At 71.1% G+C, this 25,975-nt stretch carries 25 protein-coding genes; 15 read left to right on the top strand and 10 right to left on the bottom strand.

Annotation, left to right across the window (positions count from 1 at the left end):
* Window positions 1-12 precede the first annotated feature (12 nt).
* Genes N5D62_RS12415 through N5D62_RS12440 form a run of 6 tightly spaced genes read left to right on the top strand, consistent with a single transcriptional unit; the run spans window position 13 to window position 4,684 of the window.
* A complete protein-coding gene (locus N5D62_RS12415) occupies window positions 13-369 on the top strand; it encodes a hypothetical protein (RefSeq protein ID WP_279758124.1) in 357 nt (118 codons plus the stop codon).
* On the top strand, window positions 366-1,190 hold the full coding sequence (gene sctJ / locus N5D62_RS12420) for a type III secretion inner membrane ring lipoprotein SctJ (RefSeq protein WP_279758125.1): 825 nt from the start codon (window positions 366-368) through the stop codon (window positions 1,188-1,190). The genes N5D62_RS12415 and sctJ overlap by 4 nt, the downstream gene beginning before the upstream one ends.
* 5 nt (window positions 1,191-1,195) lie before the next feature.
* A complete protein-coding gene (locus N5D62_RS12425; protein WP_279758126.1) occupies window positions 1,196-1,915 on the top strand; it encodes a hypothetical protein in 720 nt (239 codons plus the stop codon).
* The gene (locus N5D62_RS12430; protein WP_279758127.1) at window positions 1,912-2,676 is read left to right on the top strand and encodes a hypothetical protein; all 765 of its coding nucleotides are present in this window, start codon (window positions 1,912-1,914) and stop codon (window positions 2,674-2,676) included. The genes N5D62_RS12425 and N5D62_RS12430 overlap by 4 nt, the downstream gene beginning before the upstream one ends.
* Window positions 2,677-2,710: 34 nt before the next feature.
* Window positions 2,711-3,517, top strand: coding sequence for a flagellar biosynthetic protein FliR (locus N5D62_RS12435; protein WP_279758128.1), 807 nt, complete (start codon window positions 2,711-2,713; stop codon window positions 3,515-3,517).
* Window positions 3,518-3,541: 24 nt separating this feature from the next.
* Window positions 3,542-4,684 (top strand): EscU/YscU/HrcU family type III secretion system export apparatus switch protein, encoded by a 1,143-nt coding sequence (locus tag N5D62_RS12440; RefSeq protein ID WP_279758129.1) that lies wholly within the window; start codon window positions 3,542-3,544, stop codon window positions 4,682-4,684.
* A 54-nt stretch (window positions 4,685-4,738) separates the two neighbouring features.
* On the opposite strand, the gene N5D62_RS12445 is transcribed toward N5D62_RS12440, so the two are convergent.
* The 8 genes from N5D62_RS12445 to N5D62_RS12480 form a co-directional block, all read right to left on the bottom strand.
* Window positions 4,739-5,167 (bottom strand): hypothetical protein, encoded by a 429-nt coding sequence (locus N5D62_RS12445; RefSeq protein ID WP_279758130.1) that lies wholly within the window; start codon window positions 5,165-5,167, stop codon window positions 4,739-4,741.
* 73 nt (window positions 5,168-5,240) lie between these two features.
* Complete coding sequence (locus N5D62_RS12450; RefSeq protein ID WP_279758131.1) at window positions 5,241-6,593, bottom strand: FliI/YscN family ATPase; 1,353 nt, start codon at window positions 6,591-6,593, stop codon at window positions 5,241-5,243.
* On the bottom strand, window positions 6,587-7,666 hold the full coding sequence (locus N5D62_RS12455) for an FHA domain-containing protein (RefSeq protein WP_279758132.1): 1,080 nt from the start codon (window positions 7,664-7,666) through the stop codon (window positions 6,587-6,589). Before N5D62_RS12455 ends, N5D62_RS12450 begins: the two co-directional genes overlap by 7 nt.
* Window position 7,667: 1 nt before the next feature.
* On the bottom strand, window positions 7,668-9,773 hold the full coding sequence (locus tag N5D62_RS12460; protein ID WP_279758133.1) for a flagellar biosynthesis protein FlhA: 2,106 nt from the start codon (window positions 9,771-9,773) through the stop codon (window positions 7,668-7,670).
* 88 nt (window positions 9,774-9,861) lie between these two features.
* On the bottom strand, window positions 9,862-11,079 hold the full coding sequence (locus N5D62_RS12465) for a hypothetical protein (RefSeq protein ID WP_279758134.1): 1,218 nt from the start codon (window positions 11,077-11,079) through the stop codon (window positions 9,862-9,864).
* Between the two features lie 35 nt (window positions 11,080-11,114).
* On the bottom strand, window positions 11,115-12,944 hold the full coding sequence (sctC, locus tag N5D62_RS12470) for a type III secretion system outer membrane ring subunit SctC (protein WP_279758135.1): 1,830 nt from the start codon (window positions 12,942-12,944) through the stop codon (window positions 11,115-11,117).
* Window position 12,945: 1 nt separating this feature from the next.
* Window positions 12,946-13,155, bottom strand: a complete 210-nt coding sequence (locus N5D62_RS12475; protein WP_279758136.1) for a hypothetical protein — start codon at window positions 13,153-13,155, stop codon at window positions 12,946-12,948.
* A complete protein-coding gene (locus tag N5D62_RS12480; RefSeq protein WP_279758137.1) occupies window positions 13,152-13,853 on the bottom strand; it encodes a FliH/SctL family protein in 702 nt (233 codons plus the stop codon). The genes N5D62_RS12475 and N5D62_RS12480 overlap by 4 nt, the downstream gene beginning before the upstream one ends.
* A 134-nt stretch (window positions 13,854-13,987) precedes the next feature.
* On the opposite strand from N5D62_RS12480, the gene N5D62_RS12485 reads away from it, so the two are divergent.
* The 4 genes from N5D62_RS12485 (at window position 13,988) to N5D62_RS12500 (ending at window position 17,033) form a co-directional block, all read left to right on the top strand.
* Window positions 13,988-15,082, top strand: a complete 1,095-nt coding sequence (locus tag N5D62_RS12485; protein ID WP_279758138.1) for a FliM/FliN family flagellar motor switch protein — start codon at window positions 13,988-13,990, stop codon at window positions 15,080-15,082.
* Window positions 15,079-15,771 carry a type III secretion system export apparatus subunit SctR gene (gene sctR, locus N5D62_RS12490; RefSeq protein ID WP_279758139.1) on the top strand — a complete coding sequence of 231 codons (693 nt, stop codon included), beginning with the start codon at window positions 15,079-15,081 and terminating at the stop codon, window positions 15,769-15,771. Before N5D62_RS12485 ends, sctR begins: the two co-directional genes overlap by 4 nt.
* A 10-nt stretch (window positions 15,772-15,781) precedes the next feature.
* Window positions 15,782-16,051, top strand: coding sequence for a type III secretion system export apparatus subunit SctS (gene sctS / locus N5D62_RS12495; RefSeq protein ID WP_279758140.1), 270 nt, complete (start codon window positions 15,782-15,784; stop codon window positions 16,049-16,051).
* A 151-nt stretch (window positions 16,052-16,202) separates the two neighbouring features.
* Window positions 16,203-17,033 carry a sigma-70 family RNA polymerase sigma factor gene (locus N5D62_RS12500; RefSeq protein WP_279758141.1) on the top strand — a complete coding sequence of 277 codons (831 nt, stop codon included), beginning with the start codon at window positions 16,203-16,205 and terminating at the stop codon, window positions 17,031-17,033.
* A 72-nt stretch (window positions 17,034-17,105) separates the two neighbouring features.
* On the opposite strand, the gene ubiB is transcribed toward N5D62_RS12500, so the two are convergent.
* Both ubiB and N5D62_RS12510 read right to left on the bottom strand, forming a co-directional pair.
* Window positions 17,106-18,659, bottom strand: coding sequence for a ubiquinone biosynthesis regulatory protein kinase UbiB (gene ubiB / locus N5D62_RS12505; RefSeq protein WP_279758142.1), 1,554 nt, complete (start codon window positions 18,657-18,659; stop codon window positions 17,106-17,108).
* 22 nt (window positions 18,660-18,681) lie between these two features.
* Window positions 18,682-19,215, bottom strand: a complete 534-nt coding sequence (locus N5D62_RS12510) for a hypothetical protein (RefSeq protein WP_279758143.1) — start codon at window positions 19,213-19,215, stop codon at window positions 18,682-18,684.
* Between the two features lie 138 nt (window positions 19,216-19,353).
* On the opposite strand from N5D62_RS12510, the gene N5D62_RS12515 reads away from it, so the two are divergent.
* The 5 genes from N5D62_RS12515 (at window position 19,354) to N5D62_RS12535 (ending at window position 25,959) form a co-directional block, all read left to right on the top strand.
* Window positions 19,354-20,748 carry an undecaprenyl-phosphate glucose phosphotransferase gene (locus N5D62_RS12515; protein ID WP_279758144.1) on the top strand — a complete coding sequence of 465 codons (1,395 nt, stop codon included), beginning with the start codon at window positions 19,354-19,356 and terminating at the stop codon, window positions 20,746-20,748.
* Between the two features lie 49 nt (window positions 20,749-20,797).
* Complete coding sequence (locus tag N5D62_RS12520) at window positions 20,798-21,958, top strand: hypothetical protein (protein ID WP_279758145.1); 1,161 nt, start codon at window positions 20,798-20,800, stop codon at window positions 21,956-21,958.
* 75 nt (window positions 21,959-22,033) lie between these two features.
* Window positions 22,034-23,056, top strand: a complete 1,023-nt coding sequence (gene galE, locus N5D62_RS12525; protein ID WP_279758146.1) for a UDP-glucose 4-epimerase GalE — start codon at window positions 22,034-22,036, stop codon at window positions 23,054-23,056.
* A gap of 127 nt (window positions 23,057-23,183) precedes the next feature.
* The gene (locus tag N5D62_RS12530; protein WP_279758162.1) at window positions 23,184-24,593 is read left to right on the top strand and encodes a mannose-1-phosphate guanylyltransferase/mannose-6-phosphate isomerase; all 1,410 of its coding nucleotides are present in this window, start codon (window positions 23,184-23,186) and stop codon (window positions 24,591-24,593) included.
* Between the two features lie 85 nt (window positions 24,594-24,678).
* Window positions 24,679-25,959, top strand: coding sequence for a nucleotide sugar dehydrogenase (locus N5D62_RS12535; RefSeq protein WP_279758147.1), 1,281 nt, complete (start codon window positions 24,679-24,681; stop codon window positions 25,957-25,959).
* Window positions 25,960-25,975 lie beyond the last annotated feature (16 nt).

Consider the following 25,975-nt stretch of genomic DNA (forward strand, 5'->3'; position numbering starts at 1 on the left):
CGGGAGACCGCCATGTCCGCTCGCATCGACGCCCCGCGTGAGATCGACGCCGCCGCGCCCGCGTCGCGTTCCGCCGCCGGCACCCGGTTCGACCAGGCCAGGCTGGAGGTCGGGAAGATCCAGAACCTGCGGCCCCTATCGCTGAAGCACGACACCCCCCCGGGTCTCGTCCAGGGCGTCTGGAACGACGTGAAGAAGAGGAAGGCGGAGTTGACCGCCCTGCAGAACAAGATGCAGGCCACCGGCGACATCCGGTTCGCCCCCAGGATCGCGATCCAGGCGGCCGAGGTGGACTACCGCGCCACGCTGGCCGCGAAGGTGCTGGCCAAGGCGGGCACCACCATCAAAGAAATCGCGACGGCCGCATGATGGACACGAGCCGGCGCACCTGGAACCGTTCCGCCGCGCGGAGCCTGGCGGCCGCGCTCGCGCTGGCGGCGGCGATCGCCGGGTGCTCCGGCTCCATCGATCTGTACAACGGGCTCAGCGAGCGCGATGCCAACGAGGTGACCGCCGAACTCGACCGCCATGGCGTCGACGCGGCCAAGGTCCCGGGCGGGAAGCAGCTTTTCGCGGTGCGAGTGCCGCAGGACCGCTTCGCCTCGGCCGTCGCGATCCTGCAGGCCGCCGGACTGCCGCGCAACTCGTTCAGCCGGATGGGCGACGTGTTCAAGAAGGACGGCATGATCTCCACGCCGACCGAGGAACGCGCCCGCTTCCTCGCCGCGCTGTCGCAGGAGCTCGAGAGCACGCTGTCGCAGATCGACGGCGTGGTGCTGGCCCGCGTCCATCCGGTGCTGCCCGAGCGCATCGTCCCGGGCGAGCCGGTGCTGCCCTCCTCGTGCTCGATCCTGATCAAGCATGCCCGGGACTGGGACACCGCCGCCTTCGAGCCGCGCATCCGCAAGCTGGTGGTGGCGAGCATCCCCGGCCTGGCGGAGGCGCCGGACAAGGTCGCCGTCGTGTTCGTGCCCGCCGACGCGGTCGCCGCGGCGGCCGTCGCCGCGGCCCCGTCCGCGTTCGGCGCGATGCCGGCGGGCTGGATCATCGGCACCGTGGCGGTGATCCTCGGGATCGCCGGTCCCGCGGGCTGGCTGGTCTGGCAACGGCGGCGCGCGTCGACATCGGCCGCGGCGGCGGCGTCCGACGATCCGCTCGGCCTGGACGACGCCGGCCTGCGTTCGCCATGACCGCCATGAGCGCCATGAGTGCCGATGGGGCGGAGCGCGCGGGCGGGCCCTCGGACTGGATCGCGCTCTGGTACGAGCCCTGGCGCGACATGCACCCGGCATGGTTCGACGAGGCGTCGCCGAGCATCCGCGGCGCCGACGCCGGCCTGGCGGACACGCGACGCTGGCTCGATCGGTTCCGGTCGCCGACGCCGGCCCTGCGCCCCGCCTACCGCTGGTTCTGCGGCCAGTTCGGCATCGACGCCGAGACGCCCCTGCCCTTGCACCGCCTGGCCGCGTTGCCGATGCCATGGCCCTGGGACCCGCCGGCGCTCGATCGCGCCGCGCTCGCCCTGGGACGCGTCGCCCATGTCAGCCATTGCCTGGCCGACTCGCGGCGCGACCTGGCCCACCTGTTCGCCGCGGGCACGGGCGACACGCTGCCGTGGCGCGAGGCCCTGCGGCAGGCGAAGGCCCGCCCGCTGCGACCGGACGGCCTGGGCCCGCCTACGGGCGGCGGCGATGCCGAGCTGCGCCGCTGGGCGCTGCCGCTGATGGGCCGGCTGGCGGACGACGCCTGGCCGGGCGCCTGGTCGCGCCTGCGCCTGCGCTGCGACCCGACGCTCCTGCGCGCGTCGGAGCCGCTGCCGCCGATTCCCGACAGCGCCGCCGGCCTGCGCCGGCAAGCCTGGCGCATCTGGCGCCACGGCGTCACCCCACCCACCGTTGCCTCGGAACGCCCATGAACACCTCCGCCGAACTGATCGATCCGCCCGCGGCCACCCTGGCGCCCCCGGCGACCGCCGCGCCGCCGACCCGCGAGACGTCGACGCTGCGCTGGCGACTCGCGGTGCCCGACGACGCGGAGCACCTGCTGCGCATCTACAACGAGTCCATCGCCGGCGGCGGTCATTCGCCGATGCTGACGCACGCGACGGCGCAGGAGATCCGGGCCATCCTCGCGCGAGGGCGGCACAAGGGCTGGCCGCTGTGGGTCATGGCGGCGCCGGCCGACATGGCCAGCACGGCCGACAGGGGCGATGGCGAAGGCCGTCCGGAGGACACCGCGGCGGCCGCGCCATCGACCACGCCGGTCGCCTGGGCGCACATGCGCTCGATCGTCTGGGCGCCCGACGCCTGCCGCAGCACCGGCGACCTCTGGATCTACGTCGCCGAGTCCTGGCATGGCACCGGCATCGCGATGCGCATGATCCGGCGGATCTTCAAGGAATGCCGGCGCTACGGCTTCGACGCGGTCACCTGCTGGATCCTCGGCGTCAACCATCGCAGCCTGTCGCTGGCTCGCGCCTGCCGCCTGGAACGCTGGGCCCGCATGCCGGACGTGGTGGACTACGGCGGCCTGCGATTCGACCTCGAGGTCTGGGGCTGCCGGCTCGACGATCCGGTCTGGCTCGCCTACATGGACCGCCTGGAACGCCGCCATGCGGGCCTGGAGCGCCTGCGCGCCGTCCGCGCGGCGGACGCGGCGCCGGGCCTTCCGGCCTGACGCCGCCGACCCCGCCCGATCGCGCAGGCCGCCGATGACGCCGGACCATCCCGCCTTCCTGTTCACGGCCATCCAGGTCATGGCGCTGTCCATGGCCCGCGCGGCGGGCATGGTGGCGTTCCTGCCCTTCCTCGTGCGTCAGCAGACCACCGCGGCGGTGCGCGGCGCCGTCTGCCTGGCCCTGTCGCTGCCCGCGGCGCTGGCGGTCTGGCCGCAGTTCAGCGCCGCGCCGCCCGCGCCGGAGGCCGTGATGCTGCTGGCGCTCAAGGAGGGATTCCTGGGCGCGCTGCTGGGCATGCTCACGGCGATCCCGTTCTGGGCGGTGCGCGGCATGGGCACGCTGATCGACAACCAGCGCGGCGCCAACGCGGCCCAGCAGGTCAACCCGGCGCTGCAGGCCGACGCCACGCTGCTGGGCGAGCTGGCGGAGCGCGCCTTCATCGCGCTGCTGATCGACCTGGGCCTGCTGCAGGCCTGCTACACGGCGCTGGCGGCCAGCCACGCGCAGTGGCCGATGCTGGCGCTCTTTCCGCCGCTGGACGTGCCGCACTGGCAGGCCATCCTCGCGGCCCTGGCCGGGTCGCTGACGCAGGCGCTGCTGCTGGCGGGCCCGGCCCTGCTGCTCCTGCTGATGATCGAGCTGGTGCTGGCCATCGCCAGCACGGCGGTCCAGGGCCTGGATGTCTACGCGTCGGCGATGGCGGTGAAGACAGTCTCCGCGCTGGCGATCGTCGCGTTGATCGCGGTGCCGCTGTTCGACAAGACCGTCGAGGACGCGCTGCGCTGGTGGCGCGAGGGGCTGCTCGACGCCGTCGGCCTGGCGTTGCCACCGCCGCGCTGAAGCCGCCGCAACGAGGCGCCGTCCATGTCCGAGAAGAATCTCCCGCCGACCGAGTCCCGCAAGCGCCAGGCCCGCGAGGACGGCCAGGTCGGCGTCAGCCAGGACTCCCTGAAGATCCTGAGGCTGCTGCTGATGGCGGAACTCGCCTTCGCCACCGAGCCGCTGTGGCGCGGCATGGTCGACGCGCTGCTCGAGGCGGCGCTGCGCCAGACGGCGCAGCCGGGCGGGATCGGCCTGGCGATGAGCTGGGAGTCGTTCCTGCCGGTCCTGGTCGCGCTGCTGGTGCTGGCGGTGCTCCCCGCCCTCGTCGCCGTCATCGGCACGCTGGCGCAGACGCGCTTCAACATCGCCGGCAAGGCGCTGGGCAAGGGGGTCGACAAGCTCAATCCGGGCGCGAACCTGAAGAACCTGGTCTCCGGGCAGAAGCTCATGATGGCGGTGCTCGGCCCGGTGCGCAGCCTGCTGCTGCTGAGCGTGGCGTGGATGAAGCTCCACGCGGAACTGCCCAACGTCGCGCAGGCCTTCCGGGTCGATCCGGCGCAGGGCTGGACGCTGTCGCTGGCGATGCTCCAGGGCGTGGAACGCCACTGCATCGTCGTGCTGGTGCTGCTGATCGTCACCGACATCCTGCTGCAGCGCTACCTGGTCTTCCGCCAGCTGCGCATGGACATCAGCGAGGTGCGCCGCGACTACAAGCAGAACGAGGGCGATCCCATGCTCAAGGGCACGCGCAAGCAGTTCGCCAAGGAGATCGCGATGTCCGACAGCCCGCCCGCGCGCCAGCGGCCGAGCGCGGTGGTCGTGAACCCGGAGCACGTCGCGGTGTCGCTGTACTACGACCCGGAGGAAACCGAGGTGCCGCTGATCCTGGACAAGCGCACCGACGAGGAGGCGCTCGCCCTGCGCCGCAAGGCCCGCGAGGACGGCGTGCCGGTCGTGCGGTATGTCGGGCTGGCGCGGCGCCTGCTGGAGACGGGCGAGGTCGGCAAGCCGGTGCCCGACCCGTCCTTCCGCGCCATCGCGTTGCTGCTGCGGGTCATCGAGGTCTACGAGCAGCAGGCGCCGGAGCTGCTGCGGCCGACCCTGCGTCCCGGCGAGGACGAGAGCCGGCTGGACCTCGCCTCGGTGGACGACGAGATCGGGCAGCAGATGCTGGACCTGGCCTGACGCCTGCCGACTGCCGCCGGGCGGGCGCGGCGGGGGCGGCGGGCGCGGGCGCGCTCAGCCGTCCTCGCGCAGTTCCGCCTCGATCAGCGTGTACTTCTCGCGCCGCCGCGCCAGCGCGCGCTGGCGGTCGAGGGCCTCGCCCAACGCCAGCTCGGCGGCATCCCGTTCGCGTTCCCGGTCCGCCACCAGGCGGCGCGCGACGTCGATCCGGTCGATCTGCGCCTGGTCGGCCTGCCGCCAGCGCCGCAGCATGGGCGAATCGCCGGGATCGGCCTGGCAGGCCGCGCGCAGCGCCGCGCGCCGCTCGGCCACGTCGACGATGCAGTCGGCCAGCGCCTGGCGGGCATCGGCCAGCGCCTGGCGGGCCGCCTCGCTGGCGCGCTGCGCCCGCAGCAACTCCGCCTCCGCCAGCGCGGCCCGGCGCTGCGCCAGGCTGCCGATGCGGCGCACGTCGGGCAAGCGGGCATCGGGTGGCGACGGCACCGCCTCCTCATGCGGACCGCGGCGCGGGCCGGGCCGATCGGCCGAACGGTCGGCGCCCGCCTTCATCGCGCGATCAGGCGGCGCCCGCGGTCAGCGCGTTCAGCTGGGAGAGGCTCTCCTCCCACGGCGCGGGATGGCGCGTGTCCTGGCGCAGGAAGTCGATGACCTTCGGATAGTCCGCGACGATGCGGTCGGTCGCGGCGTCCAGGCCCGGCCGGTACTCGCCCAGGCGCACCATCAGTTCCATCTCCCGATAGCCCGACAGCACCTGGCGGATCCGATTGGCGGCGCGGCCCTGCTCGCGAGGCACGATGTTGGACATCACCCGGCTCAGGCTCGCCAGCACGTCGACGGCGGGGTACTGCCCCTGCTCGGCGAGCTTGCGCGACAGCACGACGTGCCCGTCCAGCAGCGACACCGCCTCCTCGCTGATCGGATCGGAGCGCAGTTCCCCTTCCAGCAGCACCGTGTACAGCGCCGTGATGGAGCCGCCGGCGGCATTGCCGGCGCGCTCGATCAGGCGGGGCAGCAAGGCGTAGACCGAGGGCGGAAAACCGGCCCGCGCCGGCGCCTCGCCGGCGGCCAGGCCGATCTCGCGCTGGGCCCGCGCGAGACGCGTCAGCGAGTCCACCATCAGCAGCACGTTGAGGCCCTGGTCGCGCAGGCCCTCGGCGATCGCGGTCGCGGTGAAGGCCGCGCGCACCCGTTCGATCGAGGTCCGGTCCGACGTCGCGCACACGATCACGGTGCGCGACAGCAACTCGGGATCGAACTCGTGCTCGGTGAACTCGCGCACCTCGCGCCCCCGTTCGCCGATCAGCGCGACGACGATCGCATCGGCCGGACTGCCACGTCCCACGGCCGCCATCAGCGTCGTCTTGCCGCAACCTGGCCCGGCGAACAGGCCGACCCGCTGCCCTTGCCCGATCGTCAACAGCATGTCCAGGCTGCGCACGCCGGTCGGAAAACGGTCCTTGATGCGCCAGCGCTCGACCGGCGGCGGCGCGTCGGCGATCACCCGGCGCCGCACCAGGCCGTCCTCGCCCGGACGCAGCGGCGCGCCGCCGTCCAGCGGATCGCCGAAGCCGTCGAGGATGCGGCCCAGCAACGGCCGGCCGACGGTCACGTGGTGCACGGTGCGCAGCGGCCGGATCACGCACTCGCCGGAAATGCCCTCCAGCGCCGTCAGCGACGACAACAACACATTGGGACCGGTGAAGCCGACGACCTCGCAACGCCACACCCGGCTGGCATCGCCGGGACGATAGACCTCGCACAGTTCGCCGACGCTGGCGCCCGGCACGGTGCCCTCGATCAGCATGCCCAGCACGCGATGCACCTGGCCGAGCTGCCGCGTCAGCGGCACGCCCGCCATCGCGCCCTCGACGCGAGCGCCCAGGCGTCGGGCGATGTCGGCGGTCACCATCCGATCCGCACCTTGCGCGGTCCGTCGAAGACGAGCACGCCCGGCTGGACATCGACCAGGCGCCAGTCGCCGATCTCGTCGCCAGGATCGAGCCGCCGGCCGTCCGTCAGGATCACGTGGCTCTGAGCGCCGAGCAGCACCGAGCGGACGTCGAACGGGAGCGTCACGGTGCCTTCTCCGGGAATGCGCACGAGCAGGCGGCCGCCTTCGCTCCTTCGGTCTGCCATCGCGATCGGCGCGGTGCCGTCCGAGGCGGGCGTGGCGGAGGCGGTCCGCGACGCGGTCCGGGCCGCGACCGCGGTGTCCGCGGCCTGATCCGGCGAGGCGGAAGCGGCGGAAGCAGTGGACGCGGCCGACGTCGCCGAGGCGGCCGAGGACACCGGTTCGGACCTGGCGACGTCGGCACCCGCCGACGCGGCGCCGGGCTCGTCCTCCGATGCCTGCCGGACCAGCGCGGCGACGCCGAGCATCGTGGACAGCAGGCCCGAGGCGACGATCACGCTGCCCAGGGCCCGCATCGGACGTTTCGTCGTCCGGGATCGCAGCCGGCGCGCGCCACCGGCGCGAACGTCACCGACGATCGCGGGCGCTTCGGCGCGCGGGGGCTGCGCGGGTGCGCCGTCATCGCGCATGCCGGCCCCCGGTTCGTCATCGGCCGATGACGACAGCGCCGGCGCTTCGACAAGGACGGCATCGGCGGCGGGCATCGTCGCCGTCGCGGGAGGCGTCCACGGATCCCAGGCGTCCTCGGACGGCCGGTTCGCCAACCAGACCGTGCCGGCCCGGAAGGCCTCGCCGACGGCCAGCGGCACCGGCTCGCCGGGCGCGAGGACCTCGCCCGACGCGAGACCGACGCCGTCGTCCAGCGCCTCCAGGCGCAAGGTGCCGTCGGGCATCCTGAGCACGCGCAGCTGCACCGGGGCAATACCCTCGTCGAGCAACAGCAGGTCGGCCTCGTCGCCGGCGCCGACCGTCAGCGCGTCCTCCAGCGGCAGCGCCGCGCCCGCCTGCAGGCCCGAGAGGACGCGCAGTTCCAGGGTGCCGGTGTCCACGGGCAGGAGCGTGTCGGTCACGTCAGTACCCTTCGCTCATCGCGCTGCCGTCCAGCGGCACGCTGACCACCGAGCGCACGTTGACGCGGAAGTCCGGCGGCAGCTCCGACATGCCGATCACCGCGAGCGCCGGGAGGCGGTCCGCCAGCAGCTTGCGCAGGTGGGGCCGGACGTCCTGGGCGCAGACCAGCACCAGCGGTCCGCCCCCGAGGGCGGCCACGTAGGCGGCCGCGGTCTCGTCCAGGATCGCGTCGGTCAGGTCCGCGTCCAGCGCCAGGAAGTCGCCATAGGCCGTCTGGCGCACCGCCGCGCGGACATGCGTCTCCAGCTCGCTGTCCAGCATCAGGGCACGCAGTTCCTTGCGCACCGCGTGCGCGTCGCAGATCTCGCGCTGCAGCGCGCCGCGGACGCATTCGGTCAGCATCGAGGGATCGCGCTCGCGAGGCCCCCAATCGATCAGCGCGTTCAGGATCATCGGCAGGTTCCGGATGCTGACGTTCTCGGTCAGCAGTCGCCGCAGGACCTCGGCCATGCGGCTGAGCGGCACGGCGCGCTCCAGCTCCTTGGCCACTTCCGGCGTCTTCCGGCCGCACCACGCGGCGATCTTCTGCGCCTCCTCCATGCCGAAGTACATCGGCCCGATGCGCAGCAGCGTTTCCTCGCACAGCGCGCTCAGGCGGGCCCAGCAGTCCTGCAGGTCGGCCGGCGCGGGATCGAGCGCCGCCGCGTCGGCCTCGGGCAGCCAGACGCGGGGCGCGCAAGCCAGTCCGGCGCGCGGCTCGACCTGCTCCGCCGGAAGGCCCAGGTCCAGCGGGTCGCCCCGCAGCCAGGTGCAGGTCCGAAGGTCCTCCCGCAGCCACATCGAGAACACGCGAACCTCGCCATGGCAGAACTCGAGGTCCGCGTCGTCGAGGTCGACGTTGTTGTCGACCTCGATCGGCGGCGTCACCAGGGCCAGACGGCGCACCAGGTCGTTGCGGACATGCCGGCAGGCGTTGAGGGCCCGCAGCGCGTTCTCCGCATCGACGCGACTGCTGATCCGCAGCGCGAAGGGGCGGACGATGTCGAAGTCGCGCATCGCCTCGACGGACAGGTCGCGCCGGTTCGTCTCGTCCCGCTCGATCTTGAGCTTGCGGTACATCGCGCTCAGCCCCACCGCGGCCGAGCCGGCGGCCAGGCCCGCGAAGGCCGCCAGCGGCATGCCGGGCAGCAGCCCGAAAGCCAGCATCGCGCCGCTGGCGGTCACCCAGGCCTTCGGTTGATGCAGCAGCTGCGCGGTGAGCTCGTTGCCGATCGCGCGGCCGCCGGTGGGCTTGGACACGCGCGTCACCAGCAGGCCGGCCGTCATCGACATCAGCAACGCCGGGATCTGCGCCACCAGGCCGTCGCCGATCGTCAGGATCGCGTAGACCTGCAGCGCCTCGGACGCCGGCATGCCGCGCTGCATCACGCCGATCGACAGGCCGCCCAGCAGGTTGACCAGCACGATCACGATGCCCACGATCGAATCGCCCTTGGCGAACTTCATCGTCCCGTCCATCGCGCCGAAGAACTGGCTTTCCTCGGTGAGGGCGTCGCGCTGCGCCTTGGCCTCGTCCTGCGTGATGCCGCCGGCCTTGCGCTCCATGTCGATGGCCATCTGGCGGCCCGGCATCGCGTCCAGCGAGAAGCGCGCGCCGACCTCGGCGACGCGCTCCGAGCCCTTGGTGATGACGATGAACTGGACCACCGTCAGCACCAGGAAGATCACCAGGCCGACGACCAGGTTGCCCCCGACGACGATCTGGCCGAAGGCCTCGATGATGTGCCCGGCCTCGCCGTTGAGCAGGATCTGCCGGGTGCTGGCCACGCTCAGCGCCACGCGGAACAGCGTGGTGACCAGGAACAGCGAGGGGAAGGCCGACAGGCCGGTGGTCTGCCGCACCTGCATCACCAGCACGATGAGGAAGGCCGACACGCACAGGTTGATCGCGATCAGCAGGTCCAGCAGCCAGGTCGGCACCGGCAGCAGCATCGCGAAGACCACGGCGACGACGAGGGCGGTGACGACGATCTCGGCGCGCTCGCCTTTCGGCGCGAGCTGCTGCGCGAGATCGAGTGCCGCGATTCGGGAGGGTGGGTGGGACATGGTGGCGGATCAGTCGCCGGTCCCCGGCGCAGGTTCGTCACCTGAATTTGCAGGGCTCGCGCGTTTTGCCGCGTCAGCCCGGCGTGGGTCAGCCGCGGGGCGACACCAGGCCCCAACGGGTCAGCAGCCCACGGCGCTCGAGGTCGGCGGTGTTGGCGTTCCTCAGCTCGTCGATGACCGCCTTCTTGGTGTCCCCTCCGAGCCACACCGCCGCCGGGAGTTCGTGCACGCCGTGCTGCATCTGGCGACGCGCCCTGGCCAGCGCATCGCCGTTGATCTTCAGCACGGTGGCCATGCGGTGCAGCGAGACCTGGTTCGGCGAGGCGAAGGTCGTCTCGAGCAGCCATCGCGTGGTCTTCTGGACCTCCTCCGGCTTGCCGACGCCGGGGCTGTCACCGGCCTTCATCAGCGCCACGCCGGAGCGTTCGACCTGACGCAGTTGCTGGACGATCCGCAGCAGGGACAGCGACAGGAACACCTCGGCGCCGCGCGAGGTGCGCGCGTCGACGCGTCCTCGCGGCACCGCGAGCCGGGCGAGCCGGTCCAGGCCGTCGGGCCCGAGCCCCGCGGCGGCGTCGAGCACCAGCTTGGGCGTCGGCGGGGACTGCAGCGCCTGGAGCACCGGCGACTCCCGGGAGAACGCCTCCGATCCGCGGCGGCCCTTGTCGTGGCTTCCGGTCGCTTGCATCAGGCCATCGAGGGTGTCCTTGTCCGCGACGTGGAAGGTCGTCTCCTCCTCGCCGGCACGGGACATCAAGGCGCGCAGCTGCTCCGCGCCCGGTCCCCCTTCCGTGCGGAGATGCGCCAGTTGGAACAGCGCCTGGCGCTCGACCGCGTTGAACGCGTCGACGTTCAGGTCCTCGAGGGCCTGGGAGGTGTTTCCCGCCGCCCACTGCAAGGCGAACCGGTCCGCGCGCTGCCGGATCGAAGCGAAGCGCTGCTCGCCGGACAACTGCCGCAGCATCTCCTGGATCGCGGCGACGCGCATCACGCCCTCGACGCGTTCCACCCGACGCTCCTGGCTGTCGCGGGTCTCGTCGTGCGCCTCCAGTTCGGCGCGTTCGCTGGCGCCGAAGGTGATCTCCTCGGCGCTCGCGCCCAGGCCCGCGCTGTTGGCCGCAGCCTCCGCGGCGGCCAAGGCGTCGCGGCGCGCGGCGAGCTGCCATCGCTCCGGCGCCACCTGCTCGCGCGGGGGCTCCTTCGACAACGGCCGTTCGCGCGAACGCGCGTCGTTGGGCGATATCCAGCGCGATTCGTCCGAACCCGGTTGAAGCGCATCGGTCCTGCGCAGATCGATCGAAGACATGGTGGCGGTCGGTGAGGGGAAGGAAGCGCCAGCGCTCAGGGCAGCGCGCGGGCGGTGAGGATGAAGAGGCGTTCGCGCTCGTCGTGGATCGCGCCGTCGCTGCGGAACAGCGCGCCGAGGATCGGAACCGAGGACAGGCCGGGCACGCGCCGGTTGCTCACCTGGCGGTTCTGGCGCCGATAGCCGCCGACCACCAGGGACTCCCCGGGACGCACGAGCGCCTCGGTGCTGACGGCGCTGTTCTCGACACCGGGCGACGCGCTGGCGGAGGAGGCCTGGGACAGCTGCCCGTCCTCGATGTCGAGCGTGACGCGGATGCCCTGCGCGGTCGCATCGCCGCCGCCATCGCCGACGATGCTCGGCGTCACCTTCAGCAGCATGCCCGCGGTGATGGTGCGCAGGTCGGTGGCGCGCTCGCCGATGAGCTTCACGTACGTCGACTGGTTCATGTCCAGCAACGCGCCGACGTTGTTCATCGTGAGCACCGAGGGGCGGGACAGCACCTGCGCCTGCCCATGCGCCTCCAGTGCCCGAAGCCGCACGGCGAGACGGTCCGACGCCCAGAGCGACATCGTCGACCCGTTCACCCCGGTGTCTCCGGCGCCGATGCCCGGCACGTCCGAACCGCCGCCCGCGCCGAGCTGGACATGCGCCGCGCCGCTTCCGACGTTGAGGTCCACGGACCAGTCGCGCAAGGCATTCGCCTTGACGTCCAGGATCGTCACGTTGATCTCGACCAGGCGGCTCGGCACGTCGAGTTCGTCGATCAAGGCGCGGTACTCCTCCCGGCGCGACGGCAAGTCCCAGACCAGGATTGCGTTCAGCGGCGTGTAGGCGGTGATCGACGGCACGACGTCGTGGTTCGCGTCCCGTTCCGCGCCGTGCCGCATGCGCCCGGAACCTGCTTCAGGCGCCGTGAGCGCCGAAGGACCGCCTCCCGAGGACGTCGCGGCGCCCGTCGGCGTCGCCGTCGCCGTCGGCGCTCCGCGGCGTTGCGCCGGCGCCAGCGGCAGGTTCGCCGCGGGCAGGCCGCTCAATCCCGCCGCGAGATCCCCGGCGTCGTTCCCGAGGACCTTGGTCAAGCCCGCCCACGGGTCCCCGTCGCCCGAACTCCACGAGTCGGCGCCGATCGCCTGACCGCCTGCCGGCCTGGCGCGCGGGTTCAAGCTGCGCGCGCCCGGCAGGACCTGGTTGAGGGTCGAGACCAGCCCGGGCAAGGTGACGCTGCGGTCGCGCGTTCGCATCTCGCGGTCGGCCGCGGAGGCGTGCCGCAGGCGGAAGACCATCAGCCGTGGCCGCTCCCGGCGGGCGCTGACGTCGTCGGGCACCGCCAGCAAGGCCTTGACCAGCGCCACGTAGGCGGGCGGGCCGGAGACCAGCGCGGTCGGCGGATCGGTGTCGAACTCCCCCCAGCCGAAGCGGCTCTCGAAAAGGCCGAGACCGACCAGCGCCTCCTTGGCATCGGACGGGCTTTGCGGACCCAGGGAGATCCGCTCGCTCGTCGCCGCCGAGCGCGCCGACACATGCAGCACGCCTTGGTACACGAACCAGTCCAGGCCCTCTTCGTCGGCCAGGCGATCCAGGAAGACCGCGGGCGACACGCCCTTGCCGCCCAGATGAACGACACGCCGGCCGAGCGCGGGCGTCGACAGCTTCAGCTCGAGTCCGAGCGTCGAGGTGAAGTGCGTCAGCGCCTCGGACAACGGCCGATCGCCGTCGGCGCGGTAGCTGTACAGCATCTCCCGCCACGCGGCCGGCGCGACGGCGGCGGCCTCCCGGGTGGCCGGACCGAGCGGGCCGGCCAGGGCCGCCGCGAGGAACGCGACGCGCAACAGGGCACCCGGGTGCGTGGCGGCGTGTCGCATGTCAGCGCTGCTCGTTGAGGATCTTGCGCTCGATGTGCCGGTGCAGCTGGATCGAGGTCTTCATCGTCGTCATGTTCACCTGCTGCCGTTGCTGGATACCGACGGCACGCCCGATGTCCTCGGGCGTCAGCCGCTCCATCTCGTCGGACATGCGCTGGGAGTTGGACAGGGCCGAATGCAGCAGGCGTTGGGTGGGCGTGATCGAGGTCATGGAGGGGTCTCCTGTTGAAGGGGGGAGGAAGTCGCCGGCGGGGCGGACGGGACGGCGTCGAGCGCCGCGATCAGCGCGCGCACGTTGTCGTCGTAGCTCGCGTGCAGGCTCCCCGCCGGATGCGCGAGCACGCAATGGCCACGCGTCAGCGTGGGATCGGAGGTCAGGGTCCAGCCGGCACTCGCGGCGAGCGCGTCCAGCGCGGGGAGATCGTCCGGATGCGCGCGCAGACGAGCTTCCCCTTCGGCGTGCAGCGATTGCCATTCGTTCAACAGCAGCCGGGCGCTGGAGCGGGCCACGAGTTCCGGTGGCAGGTCCAGCAGCAGCCGGCGCGCCGCTTCCTGCGTGATGCGATTCATCAAGGCCTCGGCGTCGGCGAGCAGCTGCTCGCGCTCGGCGTTCAAGGCGCCGGCGATGCGCGCGGTGTCGGCCAACGCCTCGCGGCGGATCTCCGCCTCGACCTGCGCCATCCGCCGCGAGGCGGCATCGCGGGTGTGCCGCCGCCAGGCCTGTTCCCGCGACCTGCTGGCGCGCAGGCGCCGCGCGCAGGCGCGGCGCACGGCGCCCACCAGGTCCGCGGCGCTGCGCACCGTCTCCAGCGACTCGCGACGCAGCACGGCGCTCGCGTCGCCATCTCCATCGATCCGATGGGCGACGGCTCCGAGCGACAGGCGTTGGGCGATCCAGGCGGGATTCATGGGGCGGCTAGTGCGGCGACAACCGGGGCCGGTTCCGCCAGGCGACTTCGCGGCGAGAACGGCTTTCCGGCGACATCGCACTCATCGGCTCTGCTTTTTCCACCTGCTCGGCCGCTCCCGCCGACGCCCCGACGATGCTCGACACGCCGCTGCTCCTTCCGATCCCGCCAGCCTCGCCACCCGACACCGCGCAACCTCGCGCGTCGCCGCGGCCCCTTCAGTTTCCGAAGCGCGATGCCGACGAGGTTCGGTTGCGTCAGAGATTGCTGACCGGCCTGTGCTGGCCGATCGATCGCCCGACCTCGCCATGGGCGTCGTTCGAGCTGAGGCTCGCGACACACGATCACGCGACGACAGGCACGGCGCCGACCGCACTGGTCCTCACGACCGCGAACGGGCTCTGGCTGCTGGAGGACGACGCGCTCATCGCCTGCGCGACCGGCATCCACCTGCCGAGCACGATGGACGCGACCACCCTCGACGGGCTGATGCGGCTCGCTTGCGCGCATTGGCCCGGCGAGTTGGCCGACGCGCTGGGCGGAACACCCGCGCTGATGGCCGCGGGTTCTGACATCGGTCAAGACGATGCCTCGCCGTCCCGACTCGCGATCCTGTCGCTCGTCGACCGCGACGGGGGACGACAGGCGATCTCGCTTCGCGCCTCCCCGCAAGCCCTGCTGAGGTGTGCCCTGACGCCGGGCTGGCGGCCGGCCGGTCCGCCCCCCACGCCGCCCGTCATTGCGTCGATCCCGCTGCCGGTCGGCCTGTGCCTCGATCGACTGACGCTGCCGGCCGCCCTTCTGGCCGGCCTCCGACCGGGGGACGCCCTCTGGCTTCCCTCCAACGGGCGAAGCGATCACAGCCCCCTCTGCCTGATTTCAGGGAATGGACCTGTTCATTTAGGTCAGGTCGAGCACGTCTCGCGCCAGTTCCAGGGATGGGGCTCCGGAGGGGGGTCGCCGTCCAATTCCCTCCATGCCCTTTCACCCCCAACGGAGCCTCGCAACGTGGATGCCTTGACCGTAGACCTCGACTTCATCGTCGGCCGAGTCGCCATGACCGTCGGCGAGCTGAGCGCCCTCGCGGCTGGTCATGTGATCCCCCTCGGGGCGTCGACGCCAGCCCGGGTGCGCATCGTCGCGCACGGGACGGAGCTGGGCAGCGGCCAGCTCGTGGACGTCGAGGGCCGGCTGGCGGTCGAGATCCTCGAATGGGGGAGCGCGCGGTGAACACCAGCGGGCTCGACCCGATCTCGCTGGCGATCCTCCTCGCGGGCCTGACGCTGCTGCCGCTGCTGCTGGTCTGCACGACGAGCTATCTGAAGATCTCGGTGGTGCTGATGATCGTCCGCAACGCGCTCGGCGTTCAGCAAGTCCCTCCGACGATGGCGCTCAACGGGATGGCCCTTGCCGCGACGCTGTTCGTGATGGCGCCCGTGCTCAACGAGGTCGTGTCCCGCCTGCCGATCGACCTGCCCGGCATCGCCTCGAGCTCGCCCGGCGCCGAGGCGCCCGCCCGGCCCAAGTCCGCCCGGCTCGGACTGGCCGACCTGGCCCACGCCTTCGAGCCCATGCGCGGCTTCATGCTCGCCAACACCCTGCCCGAGAAGCGCCAGCGCTTCGTCGACCTGGCCAGACACCAGTGGGGCGAGTCCCGGATGGCCGCTCCGAAGGACAGCGACTACGTCGTCCTGATCCCGTGCTTCGTGGTCAGCGAGCTGGAACTCGCGCTCAAGGCGGGCTTCGTGCTCTACGTGCCCTTCGTCGTCATCGACCTGCTGCTGTCCAACCTGCTGCTGGCGCTCGGGATGCAGATGGTGTCGCCGATGGTGGTGTCGCTGCCGCTGAAGATCCTGCTGTTCGTCCTGCTCGACGGCTGGACGCGGCTCTTCGACGGCCTGGTCCGTTCCTACGCCTGAAGGGACCGCCGTGATCGAAACCATCGCGTTCTTCCAGAAGGGCCTGCTGCTGGTGATCTGGCTGTCCCTGCCGCCGTTGATCGTGGCGGTGATCGCCGGCGTGATCGTCTCGCTGGTGCAGACGGTGCTGTCGATGCAGGACCAGAGCATTCCCTTCGCGGTGAAGTTGCTCGCCGTCGGCCTGGTGCTGGCGATGACCGGCCGCTGGATGGCGCTGCAGCTGCTGGCGCTCGGCGACCAGGCGCTGGCGGCGCTCAGCACCTTCGGAGGCCGGCCATGACCGCCTCCGTCCATGAGTTTTCCCTCGTTCGCGCTGCGCGGCGCGGCCTTTCCGCTTCTTTCCCAGGGAGCCCCCGGCTCCGGAAGATCCCCGACGGGCGCGCGCCCGATATCGACCTGATCGGGGACCCGGGCCTTCTTCGAGTCTGTCCATGAACCAACACAGCGAAGCAACGGGCCGCACGGGCGGCGCCCACCCGCAACACCTGACCCCGCAAGTCAGCCCGGAGGCCGCGGCGCTCGGCCCCGTGTCCGACGCGTTCGACGAGGCCGCCAACGAAGCCGCCTGCGAATCGAGCGACGTCGCGGGCCCGGCCTCGCCCGGCGACCCGGCTGCCGGTCCCGATGGCGGGCAGCAAGGGGCCGCCCCCGCGCCCGAGATCCAGGAGCCGGTCGATCCCGAGGTCGTCCGGCAGCGTCAGCAGCTGGTCCTGACGCACATCGTCAAGATCGCCCGCGAATCGCGCAGCGATTCCAGCAAGCTCAAGCGCTTCCTGCGCCGGTACGAGCGCTCGCCCGGCGAGCTCGACGACATCATCCAGGACGCGATGCTCGAGGCGACGCGCTGCGCCGACCGCTTCCAGGCGCGCTCCTCGGTGGAGACCTGGTTCTTCGGCATCGCAGCGAACGTCGCGCGCAACCACGTGGCGCGCTGCGCCAAGCGCAGCAGCCAGATGGAGAGCCTGGACGAGTCGCCGCACATGATGGACAGCGAGTCGGTCCACCGGCCGCGCGACCTGTCGGCGGACGTCAGCCAGCAGGTGGCCTACCGCCAGCTGGCCGGCATCGTCGACCTGACGCTGTCGGGCCTGTCCCCCGACCTGCGCGGCACCTTCGACCTGGCCTGCCTCCAGGAGGAGTCCTACCGCGACGTCGCCGAGATCCAGGCGATCCCGATCGGCACGGTGCGCTCGCGGGTCAACCGGGTGCGCACGCTGCTGCGCTCGCGGCTGAAGCACGGCTTCGCCGACTACGCCACCTGATCGCCGTCCCGGCGTCGCGCCACGGACCGCCCCGCCAGGGGCGGTTCGCGCTTCCGGCGGCGCTTCAGCGGCTCAATCCAACCAGCGCAGCGCCACCTGGGTCAGCACCAGCGCCACCATGAAGCCGCCCACGCCCCAGAGCAGGGCCTGCAGCAGGTGGTTGGTGCGGCGCTGCTCGATCAGCAGCTCGCGGGTCAGGTCGGCATGGCCGCCCTCGGCGCGCTGGCGCAGCACCTCGTGCATCAGCCGGGGGAACTCCGGCACCATCTGCGCGAAGCGCGGCGCCTCCTTCTTCAGCTGGCGAAGGAAGGCGCGCCAGCCGATCTGCTCGTCCATCCAGCGTTCCAAGAACGGCTTGGCGGTCGCCCAGAGGTCCAGCTCCGGATCGAGCTGCCGACCCAATCCTTCAATGTTGAGCAGCGTTTTTTGCAGCAAAACCAGCTGCGGCTGAATCTCCACGTTAAATCTGCGGGAGATCTGAAACAGACGCATCAGCACCTGGCCGAGCGAGATGTCCTTGAGCGGCTTGTCGAAATGCGGCTCGCAGACGGTGCGCACCGCGCCTTCGAGCTCGTCGACACGGGTCTCGGGCGGCACCCAGCCCGACTCGATGTGCAGTTCCGCCACGCGCTTGTAGTCGCGGCGGAAGAAGGCGATGAAGTTCTGCGCCAGGTAGTCCTTGTCGACCTCGGTGAGCGTGCCGATGATGCCGAAGTCCAGCGCCACGTAGCGCCCGAAGGTATGCGGATCCAGGCTGACCTGGATGTTCCCCGGGTGCATGTCGGCATGGAAGAAGCCGTCGCGGAAGACCTGCGTGAAGAAGATCGTCACGCCGTCGCGGGCCAGCTTCTTGATGTCGACGCCCGCTTCGCGCAGCCGCTCCAGTTGCGAGATCGGCACGCCGCGCATGCGCTCCATGACGATGACCTCGCTGCGGCAGAGCTCCCAGATCATCTCCGGCACCAGCACCAGCTCCAGCCCCTGCATGTTGCGGCGCAGTTGCGCGGCATTGGCGGCCTCGCGCACCAGGTCCAGCTCGTCGTGGAGATAGGTGTTGAACTCGCCGACCACCTCGCGCGGCTTGAGCCGCCGGCCGTCGGCCGAGAAGCGCTCGACCCAGCCCGCCAGCGTGCGCATCAGCGCCAGGTCGTCCTCGATGACGTCGAGCATGCCCGGACGCAGCACCTTCACCGCGACCTCGCGCCCGTCCTTGAGCGTGGCGAAATGGACCTGCGCGATCGACGCGCTGGCCACCGGCTCGGCGTCGAAGGTGGCGAACAGGTCCTCGATGCGGCGGCCGAAGGCGCGCTCGATCAGCTCGCGCGAGAGCTCGGCCGGGAACGGCGGGACGTTGTCCTGCAGCCGGGCGAGCTCCTCGATCATGTCCGGCGGGACCAGGTCGCGGCGCGTGGACAGCAGCTGGCCGAACTTGACGAAGATCGGCCCGAGCCGCTCCAGCGCCAGCCGCAGCCGCGCGCCGCGCGGCTGGTCCCAGGCGCGGCCGACCGAGATCAGCCGGCGCAGGAAGCGGAAACGCCGCCGCTTGAGCGTGGACAGCGCCAGTTCGTCCAGCCCGTAGCGGTAGAGGGTCCAGACGATGACCAGGAGGCGGGACAGGTACCTCATGCCCGGATCGGATCCGCGGCGCTCATGCCCGGCCCTGGCCGTCCGGCATGAAACGTCCCGCCTGACGGGCCAGCGCCGCCATCGCCGCCGCGGCGGCGCGGCCGAAGCGTCCGAGCTGGTGCGCCACGGCCGGGCCGGTGATGGCCGCGAGGTCGTCCTCGATGTCCCAGCGCACGTGGTCGATCAGCCAGTTGAAGTCGCCGGCCAGCTGCGCGTCGCCCTGCACGCGCACGTCCGGACGGGCGCCGGACAGTGCCGCGAAGGCGGCCGCGGCCGGATTGGACGCGTCGAGTTCGATGAGCAGGTCCGGTTCTTGCCTAGGGCCATCCTCGTCAGCCTGCCGTTCCAGAAGACCGGCGGGCGTGATGCGCAGCCGCAGGTCGGGCGCGGCCGGCAGCATGGCCGGCCAGCCGGACAGGCGCACCCGCAGCGTCTTGCCCGTGTGCGGGGCCAGGCGCGCGGTGGCGACCGGCTCGCGGGACATGACATGGTTGAGCAACAGCGTGATGCGATCCTGGGCCGCGGGGGCCAGGAGCTTGGACCATTCTTGGAGCATGGGGCGGATTGTAGGCAGGCCGCGATGGCGGCCCGGGGCACGGCGGAACCGGTGACAAGCTAGGGGGTCCGGTTACGAGTGCGTCAAGTGAATTGAGCGAGAATTTCCGGCTCTTGGCCGGGGAAGGACCACTGGGTGATGTTTGAGGATCGGAATTACAAGAGGACCTTCTACAGCGCGCCGCAGTCGGTCCAGTCGTTCATCGCGGCCTTCCTGGAACCGACCCTGATCGTCCTGATCTACCTGATCCTGCTGGCCTGGTTCGGCGAGCCGGTCATGCGGTCCACCTACACGCTGTGCATGCTGGTGTTCGCGCTGACCTTCCCGGGACGCAACCGCTTCTCGGACCATCCCGCCAGCGCCGTGACCGACATCGTGGGTTCCTGGCTGATGCTGCTGCTGATCCTCGGCATGTTCGCCTACGCGACCAGCAGCTTCCACTACTTCGAGCGGCCCGTGCTGCTGTGGTGGGCGGTGCTGACGCCGCTGGCGCAGATCGTGGCGGTGGAGATCGGCCGGCGCGTGCTGCGCTGGCGCTCGCGCCAGCCCTGGGTGAAGCGCACCGCGGTGATCGTGGGCGCCGGCCCGCTGGGCGCCAAGGTCGCGCGGGCGTTGGAGTTCGGCAAGATCGGCGGCGTCGAGTGCCTGGGCTTCTTCGACGACCGCACCGACGACCGGCTGCACGCCGACTGCACCGGCCGCGTGCGCGGCACGCTGCCCCAGCTCAGCGACTTCGTCCGCACGCACGGCGTGCGCGAGGTCTACATCACGCTGCCGCTGGGATCGCAGCCCCGCATCCTGCAACTGCTCGAGCAACTGCAGGGCACGACCGCGTCGCTGTTCTTCGTGCCGGACGTCTTCGGCATCAGCATCATCCAGGGCCGCTTGCAGGACCTGAACGGCGTGCCGGTCGTGGGCATCCTGGAAACGCCGTTCACCGGCGTCAACGAGGTGGTCAAGCGCATCAGCGACATCCTGCTGGCGGCGTTCATCCTGGTGCTGATCTCGCCGATCCTGCTGGTGCTGGCCCTCGGCGTGAAGCTGAGCTCGCCCGGACCGGTGATCTTCAAGCAGCGCCGCAACGGCCTGGACGGCGAGGAGATCGTCGTCTACAAGTTCCGCTCGATGCGGGCGATGGACAACGGCGCCGTCGTCAAGCAGGCGACCAAGGGCGACCCGCGCATCACGCCGTTCGGCGCCTTCATCCGCAAGACCTCGCTGGACGAGCTGCCGCAGTTCATCAACGTGCTGCAGGGCCGCATGAGCATCGTCGGTCCGCGCCCACACGCGGTCGCCCACAACGAGGAATACCGCCAGCTGATCAAGGCCTACATGGTCCGCCACAAGGTGAAGCCTGGCATCACCGGCTGGGCGCAGGTCAACGGCCTGCGCGGCGAGACCGACACCGTCGACAAGATGAAGGCGCGCGTCGAGTACGACCTGGAATACCTGCGCAACTGGTCGCTCGGGCTGGACCTGCAGATCATCGTGCGCACCGTGCGGCTGATGCTGTTCGACCGCCATGCCTATTGATCCGGTCCGGACGCCGCGCCGATCGCCCCACGAGAAGGAGACGCCCCCGATGAAGCCCCTCCACCGCCTGCCGTTCGCGCTGCTGGCCGTCGCGTCCGCGCCCTGCTGGGCGCAGAGCGACGTCGGCAGCCCCTGGTACCTCGGGGCCTCGCTGGGCCATTACTACTCGAGCAACGTGTTCCGCTCCAGCGGCGGGGCCAACAGCGACCAGCTCACCTCGATCAGCCTGCTGGGCGGCGTCGACCAGCGCCTGGGCCGCCAGCGCGTCTACGCCAACGCGCGGCTCAACGACACGCGCTACCAGGACAACAGCCGGCTCAACAACAACGGCTACAACCTGGGCGCCGGCGTGAACTGGGAGACCGTGGGCAACCTGTCGGGCACGGTGGAGTACACCCGCGCCCGCACGCTGGCCGACTTCAACAGCACCACCGCCGTCGCGCCGACGACCGAGCGCAACCTTCAGACCGACCAGAGCGCCACCGCCACCGCCCGGCTCGGGCTGCCGACGATGAGCTCCTACGCGATCGAGGCCAGCTGGATCCATCGCGAGCGGGCGTATTCGCTGCAGGTCTTCGACTCGCAGGAGTACCGCCAGGACCAGCAGTCGCTGGGCCTGCTCTACAACGCCAGCAGCGCCTGGCGCTTCGGCGTGGCGGGCCGCTACACGAAGGGCAAGGTGCCGGTGGGCGGCTTCGAGTACGACCGCAAGGACCTGGACCTGACGGCGCTGTGGCGCGCCACCGGCTCCAGCAGCCTGAACGCGCGGCTGAGCCGCAGCCGCTCGGACAACTTCAGCGGGCTGACCGGCGCGCTGAACTGGGACTGGCGTCCGGGCGGCCGCTGGTCGGCGAGCACGCAGCTCTCGCGCGACACCGGCATCGAGACCTACTACCAGGGCATCAACAACGGCATCTCCGACTTCAACCGCGTGCAGACGGCCTTCCAGACGCAGCTGAACTACCAGCTCACCGGCAAGGTGACGGTGCAGCTCGGCGCGGGCTACACCCGGCTGAACCGGCGCGACGACCAGGTCGGCACCAGCTTCAAGGACAACTCCAAGCAGTACAGCCTGGGCCTGGCCTGGCAGGCGCTGCGCAACGTGACGGTGGGTTGCCAGTACAGCCACCTGAGCCGCGACACGACCAACGTGCTCTACGCCTACAGCGCCTACACGGCCGGCTGCTACGTGCAAGGGATGATCCGCTGACCGCCGCGGCGGCCGAACCCCGATACTGCCCCTTCCGCCACCCCCTTCAACGACTCCGCGCGAGCTTCGATCCCCATGGCCAACGAGACCATCCTGCTGACCGGCGCGACCGGCTACATCGCCTCCCACACCTGGCTCGCGCTGCAGGCGGCCGGGTATCGCGTCGTCGGCGTGGACAACTTCAGCAACAGCTCGCCCAAGGTGCTGGAGCGCCTGGCCGAGCTCGGCGGCCAGACGCCGCTGTTCGAGAAGCTCGACGTGTGCGACGGCGCCGCGCTGGACGCGGTGTTCAACGAGTACCAGCCCGCGGCGGTGGTGCATTTCGCGGCCTTCAAGGCGGTCGGCGAGTCCACCGCCAAGCCGCTGAGCTACTACCGCAACAACCTCGACGGCCTGCTGACCGTGTGCGAGACGATGCGCCGCCACGGCTGCAAGCGGATCGTGTTCTCGTCGAGCGCGACCGTCTACGGCCAGCCCAGGTCGCTGCCGCTGCGCGAGGACGCCGAGCTCATGGCGGTCAACCCGTACGGCGCGACCAAGCTGATCGGCGAAGGCATCCTGCGCGACCTCGGCGCCTCGGACCCGTCCTGGCAGACCGCCTGCCTGCGCTACTTCAACCCGGTGGGCGCCCATGAGAGCGGCCGCATCGGCGAGGACCCGCGCGGCATCCCCAACAACCTGATGCCCTACGTGACGCAGGTCGCGGTGGGCCGGCGCGCGAAGCTGTCGGTCTTCGGCGACGACTACGACACCCCCGACGGCACCGGCGTGCGCGACTACATCCACGTCGTCGACCTGGCCGAGGGCCATGTGGCGGCGCTGGACTTCCTGCTGCGCGGCAGCGAGTCGATCTGGGTCAACCTGGGCACCGGCCGCGGCTACAGCGTGCTGGAACTGGTGAACGCCTTCGCCCAGGCCAGCGGCCGCGAGATCCCGTACGAGGTCGTCGCCCGCCGCCCGGGCGACGTCGCCGCCTGCTACGCCGACCCGGCGCTGGCGCGCGAGAAGCTGGGCTGGACGGCCCGCTTCGACCTGCAGCGCATGTGCGAGGACAGCTGGCGCTGGCAGTCGGCCAATCCGAACGGTTTCGAGGGCTGAAGCGCGTTCTGCGACACTTCCGCCGCACTTTTTTGAATCATCCGAGGCGTCCGGCACCGTCGTGCGGGCCGGCGCGCGACCGACTGGGAGCAGTACCTTGAGCAAGATCGACACGCAACCGGTGATCATGGCCGGCGGCAGCGGCACGCGGCTGTGGCCGCTGTCGCGGGCCGGCTATCCGAAGCAGTTCCTCGTCCTGAACGGCAACACCAGCCTGTTCCAGCAGGCCGCCGAGCGCCTGGCCGCGCTGGGCGCGGAGGACATCGCCGTGCGCGCGCCGCTGATCGTGGGCAACGAGGAACACCGCTTCATGGTGCTGGACCAGCTGCGCGAGCAGCGCCTGACGCCCGCCGCGGTGCTGCTGGAGCCGGTCGGCCGCAACACCGCGCCGGCGATCACGCTGGCGGCGCTGCAGGCGCTGGAATCGGGCGAGGACCCGGTCCTGGTGGTGACGCCGGCCGACCAGACCGTCACCGACGGCGCGGCCTTCACCGCCGCGCTGCAGGACGCGGTGCGCCAGGCCCGGGACGGCGCGATCGTCATCCTGGGCATCACGCCCGACCGGCCGGAAACCGGCTACGGCTACATCCGCGCCGGCGCCGAGGGCGCCGGCCTGCGCGTCGAGGCCTTCGTCGAGAAACCCGACGCCACGACCGCGCAGAAGTACCTGGACCAGGGCGGCTACTACTGGAACAGCGGCATGTTCGTGCTGCGCGCCAGCGTCTGGCTGCAGGCGCTGCAGCAGTTCCGTCCCGACATCGAGCAGGCCACCCGGGTCGCCTTCGGCGCCAAGGCGGTGGACGGCGCCTTCGTGCGCCCGGCCAAGGACGCCTTCGCCGCCGTGCCGTCGGAATCGATCGACTACGCGGTGATGGAGCGCTGCCCCGGCAGCCCCATCGCGCTGCGCATGGTGCCGCTGGCCGCCGGCTGGAACGACCTGGGCGCCTGGGAGGCGGTCTGGCAGGTCGCCGAGAAGGACGGCGCCGGCAACGCCAGCCGCGGCGACGCGATCATCGCGGACAGCCGCAACACGCTGGTCCACGCGACCAGCCGCCTGGTGTCGGCGGTGGGGCTGGACAACATCGTCGTCGTCGAGACGCCCGACGCGGTGCTGGTCGCCGACCGCAGCAAGAGCCAGGACGTCAAGAAGATCGTCAACCAGCTGACCGCCGCCCAGCGCGACGAGCAGAACCTGCACCGCAAGGTGCACCGCCCCTGGGGCTGGTACGACAGCATCGACATGGGCGAGCGCTTCCAGGTCAAGCGCATCATGGTCAAGCCCGGCGCCTCGCTGAGCCTGCAGATGCACCACCACCGCGCCGAGCACTGGATCGTCGTGCAGGGCACCGCCGAGATCGTCAACGGCGACAAGACGCTGCTGCTGACCGAGAACCAGTCGACCTACATCCCGCTGGGCCAGGTGCACCGGCTGTCCAACCCGGGCAAGGTGCCGCTGGAGATCATCGAGGTCCAGTCCGGCTCCTACCTGGGCGAGGACGACATCGTCCGCTACCAGGACACCTACGGCCGCAACTGAGCCCGGCCCTCACCCGGGGGTGCGGGGTCGGCGGCCGCGTGAAAGTCGGATACAAAGCCGACCTCGGAGAGAACAGGAGAAGCTCGTGTCCGTGATTGCCGTCGTCGGGTTGGGATATGTGGGACTGCCGCTGGTGGTCGAGTTCGGCAAGCACGGCCGCACGATCGGCTTCGACATCGCCGTGGACAAGGTCGCCAAGTGCCGCGCCGGCACCGACCCGTCGCGCGAGCTGACCGACGCCGAGGTCCAGGCCGCCGTCCATGCCGAGTACCACAGCGACCCGGCCTGCCTGGCCGAGGCGGACGTGATCATCGTGGCCGTGCCCACGCCGGTCGACGAGGCCCACATCCCCGACTTCCGGCCGCTGGTCGGCTCCTCGACCAGCGTGGGCCGCCACATGAAGCGCGGCGCGGTCGTCGTCTACGAGTCGACCGTCTATCCCGGCGCGACCGAGGAGGTCTGCATCCCGGTGCTGGAGCGCGAATCGGGCCTCAAGTGGAAGCAGGACTTCTTCGTCGGCTACAGCCCCGAGCGCATCAACCCGGGCGACAAGGACCACACGCTGACCAAGATCCTCAAGATCGTCTCCGGCGACACGCCCGAGACGCTGGAGATCGTGGCCAGGACCTACGAGCGGATCATCGTGCCGGGCGTGCACCGCGCCTCCAGCATCAAGACCGCCGAGGCGGCCAAGGTCATCGAGAACACCCAGCGCGACCTGAACATCGCGCTGATGAACGAGCTGGCGATCATCTTCGAGCGCCTGGGGCTGGACACCTCCGAGGTGCTGGAGGCCGCGGGCACGAAGTGGAACTTCCTGAAGTTCAAGCCGGGCCTGGTCGGCGGCCACTGCATCGGCGTGGACCCGTACTACCTGACCCACAAGGCCGACATGCTCGGCTACCACCCGCAGGTGATCCTGGCGGGCCGGCGCATCAACGACGGCATGGGCAAGTTCATCGCCGAACAGACCATCAAGCAGATGATCGCCGCGGGCAGCCACGTCAAGGGCGCCAAGGTCAACGTGCTGGGCCTGACCTTCAAGGAGGACTGCGGCGACCTGCGCAACTCCAAGGTGATCGACATCATCCGCGAGCTGCGCAGCTACGGCGTCGAGGTCTTCGTCACCGATCCGGCCGCCGAGGCCGACGAGGCGATGCACGAGTACGGCGTCCAGCTCCACGCCTTCGACGCGCTGCCGGTGGCCGACGCGATCGTCGCGGCGGTGGCGCACCGCGAATACAAGGCGCTGGACGCGGCGGCGCTGGCCGCCAGGCTGGTGCCGGGCGGGGCCTTCATCGACGTGAAGGCCGCGTTTAACGGCGACAATCTCCGCGCCGCCGGACTGCGCGTCTGGCGGCTCTGACGGCGGACGGCGCTTC

This window comes from Mitsuaria sp. GD03876, assembly GCF_029840635.1.
GTDB lineage: Bacteria > Pseudomonadota > Gammaproteobacteria > Burkholderiales > Burkholderiaceae_C > Roseateles.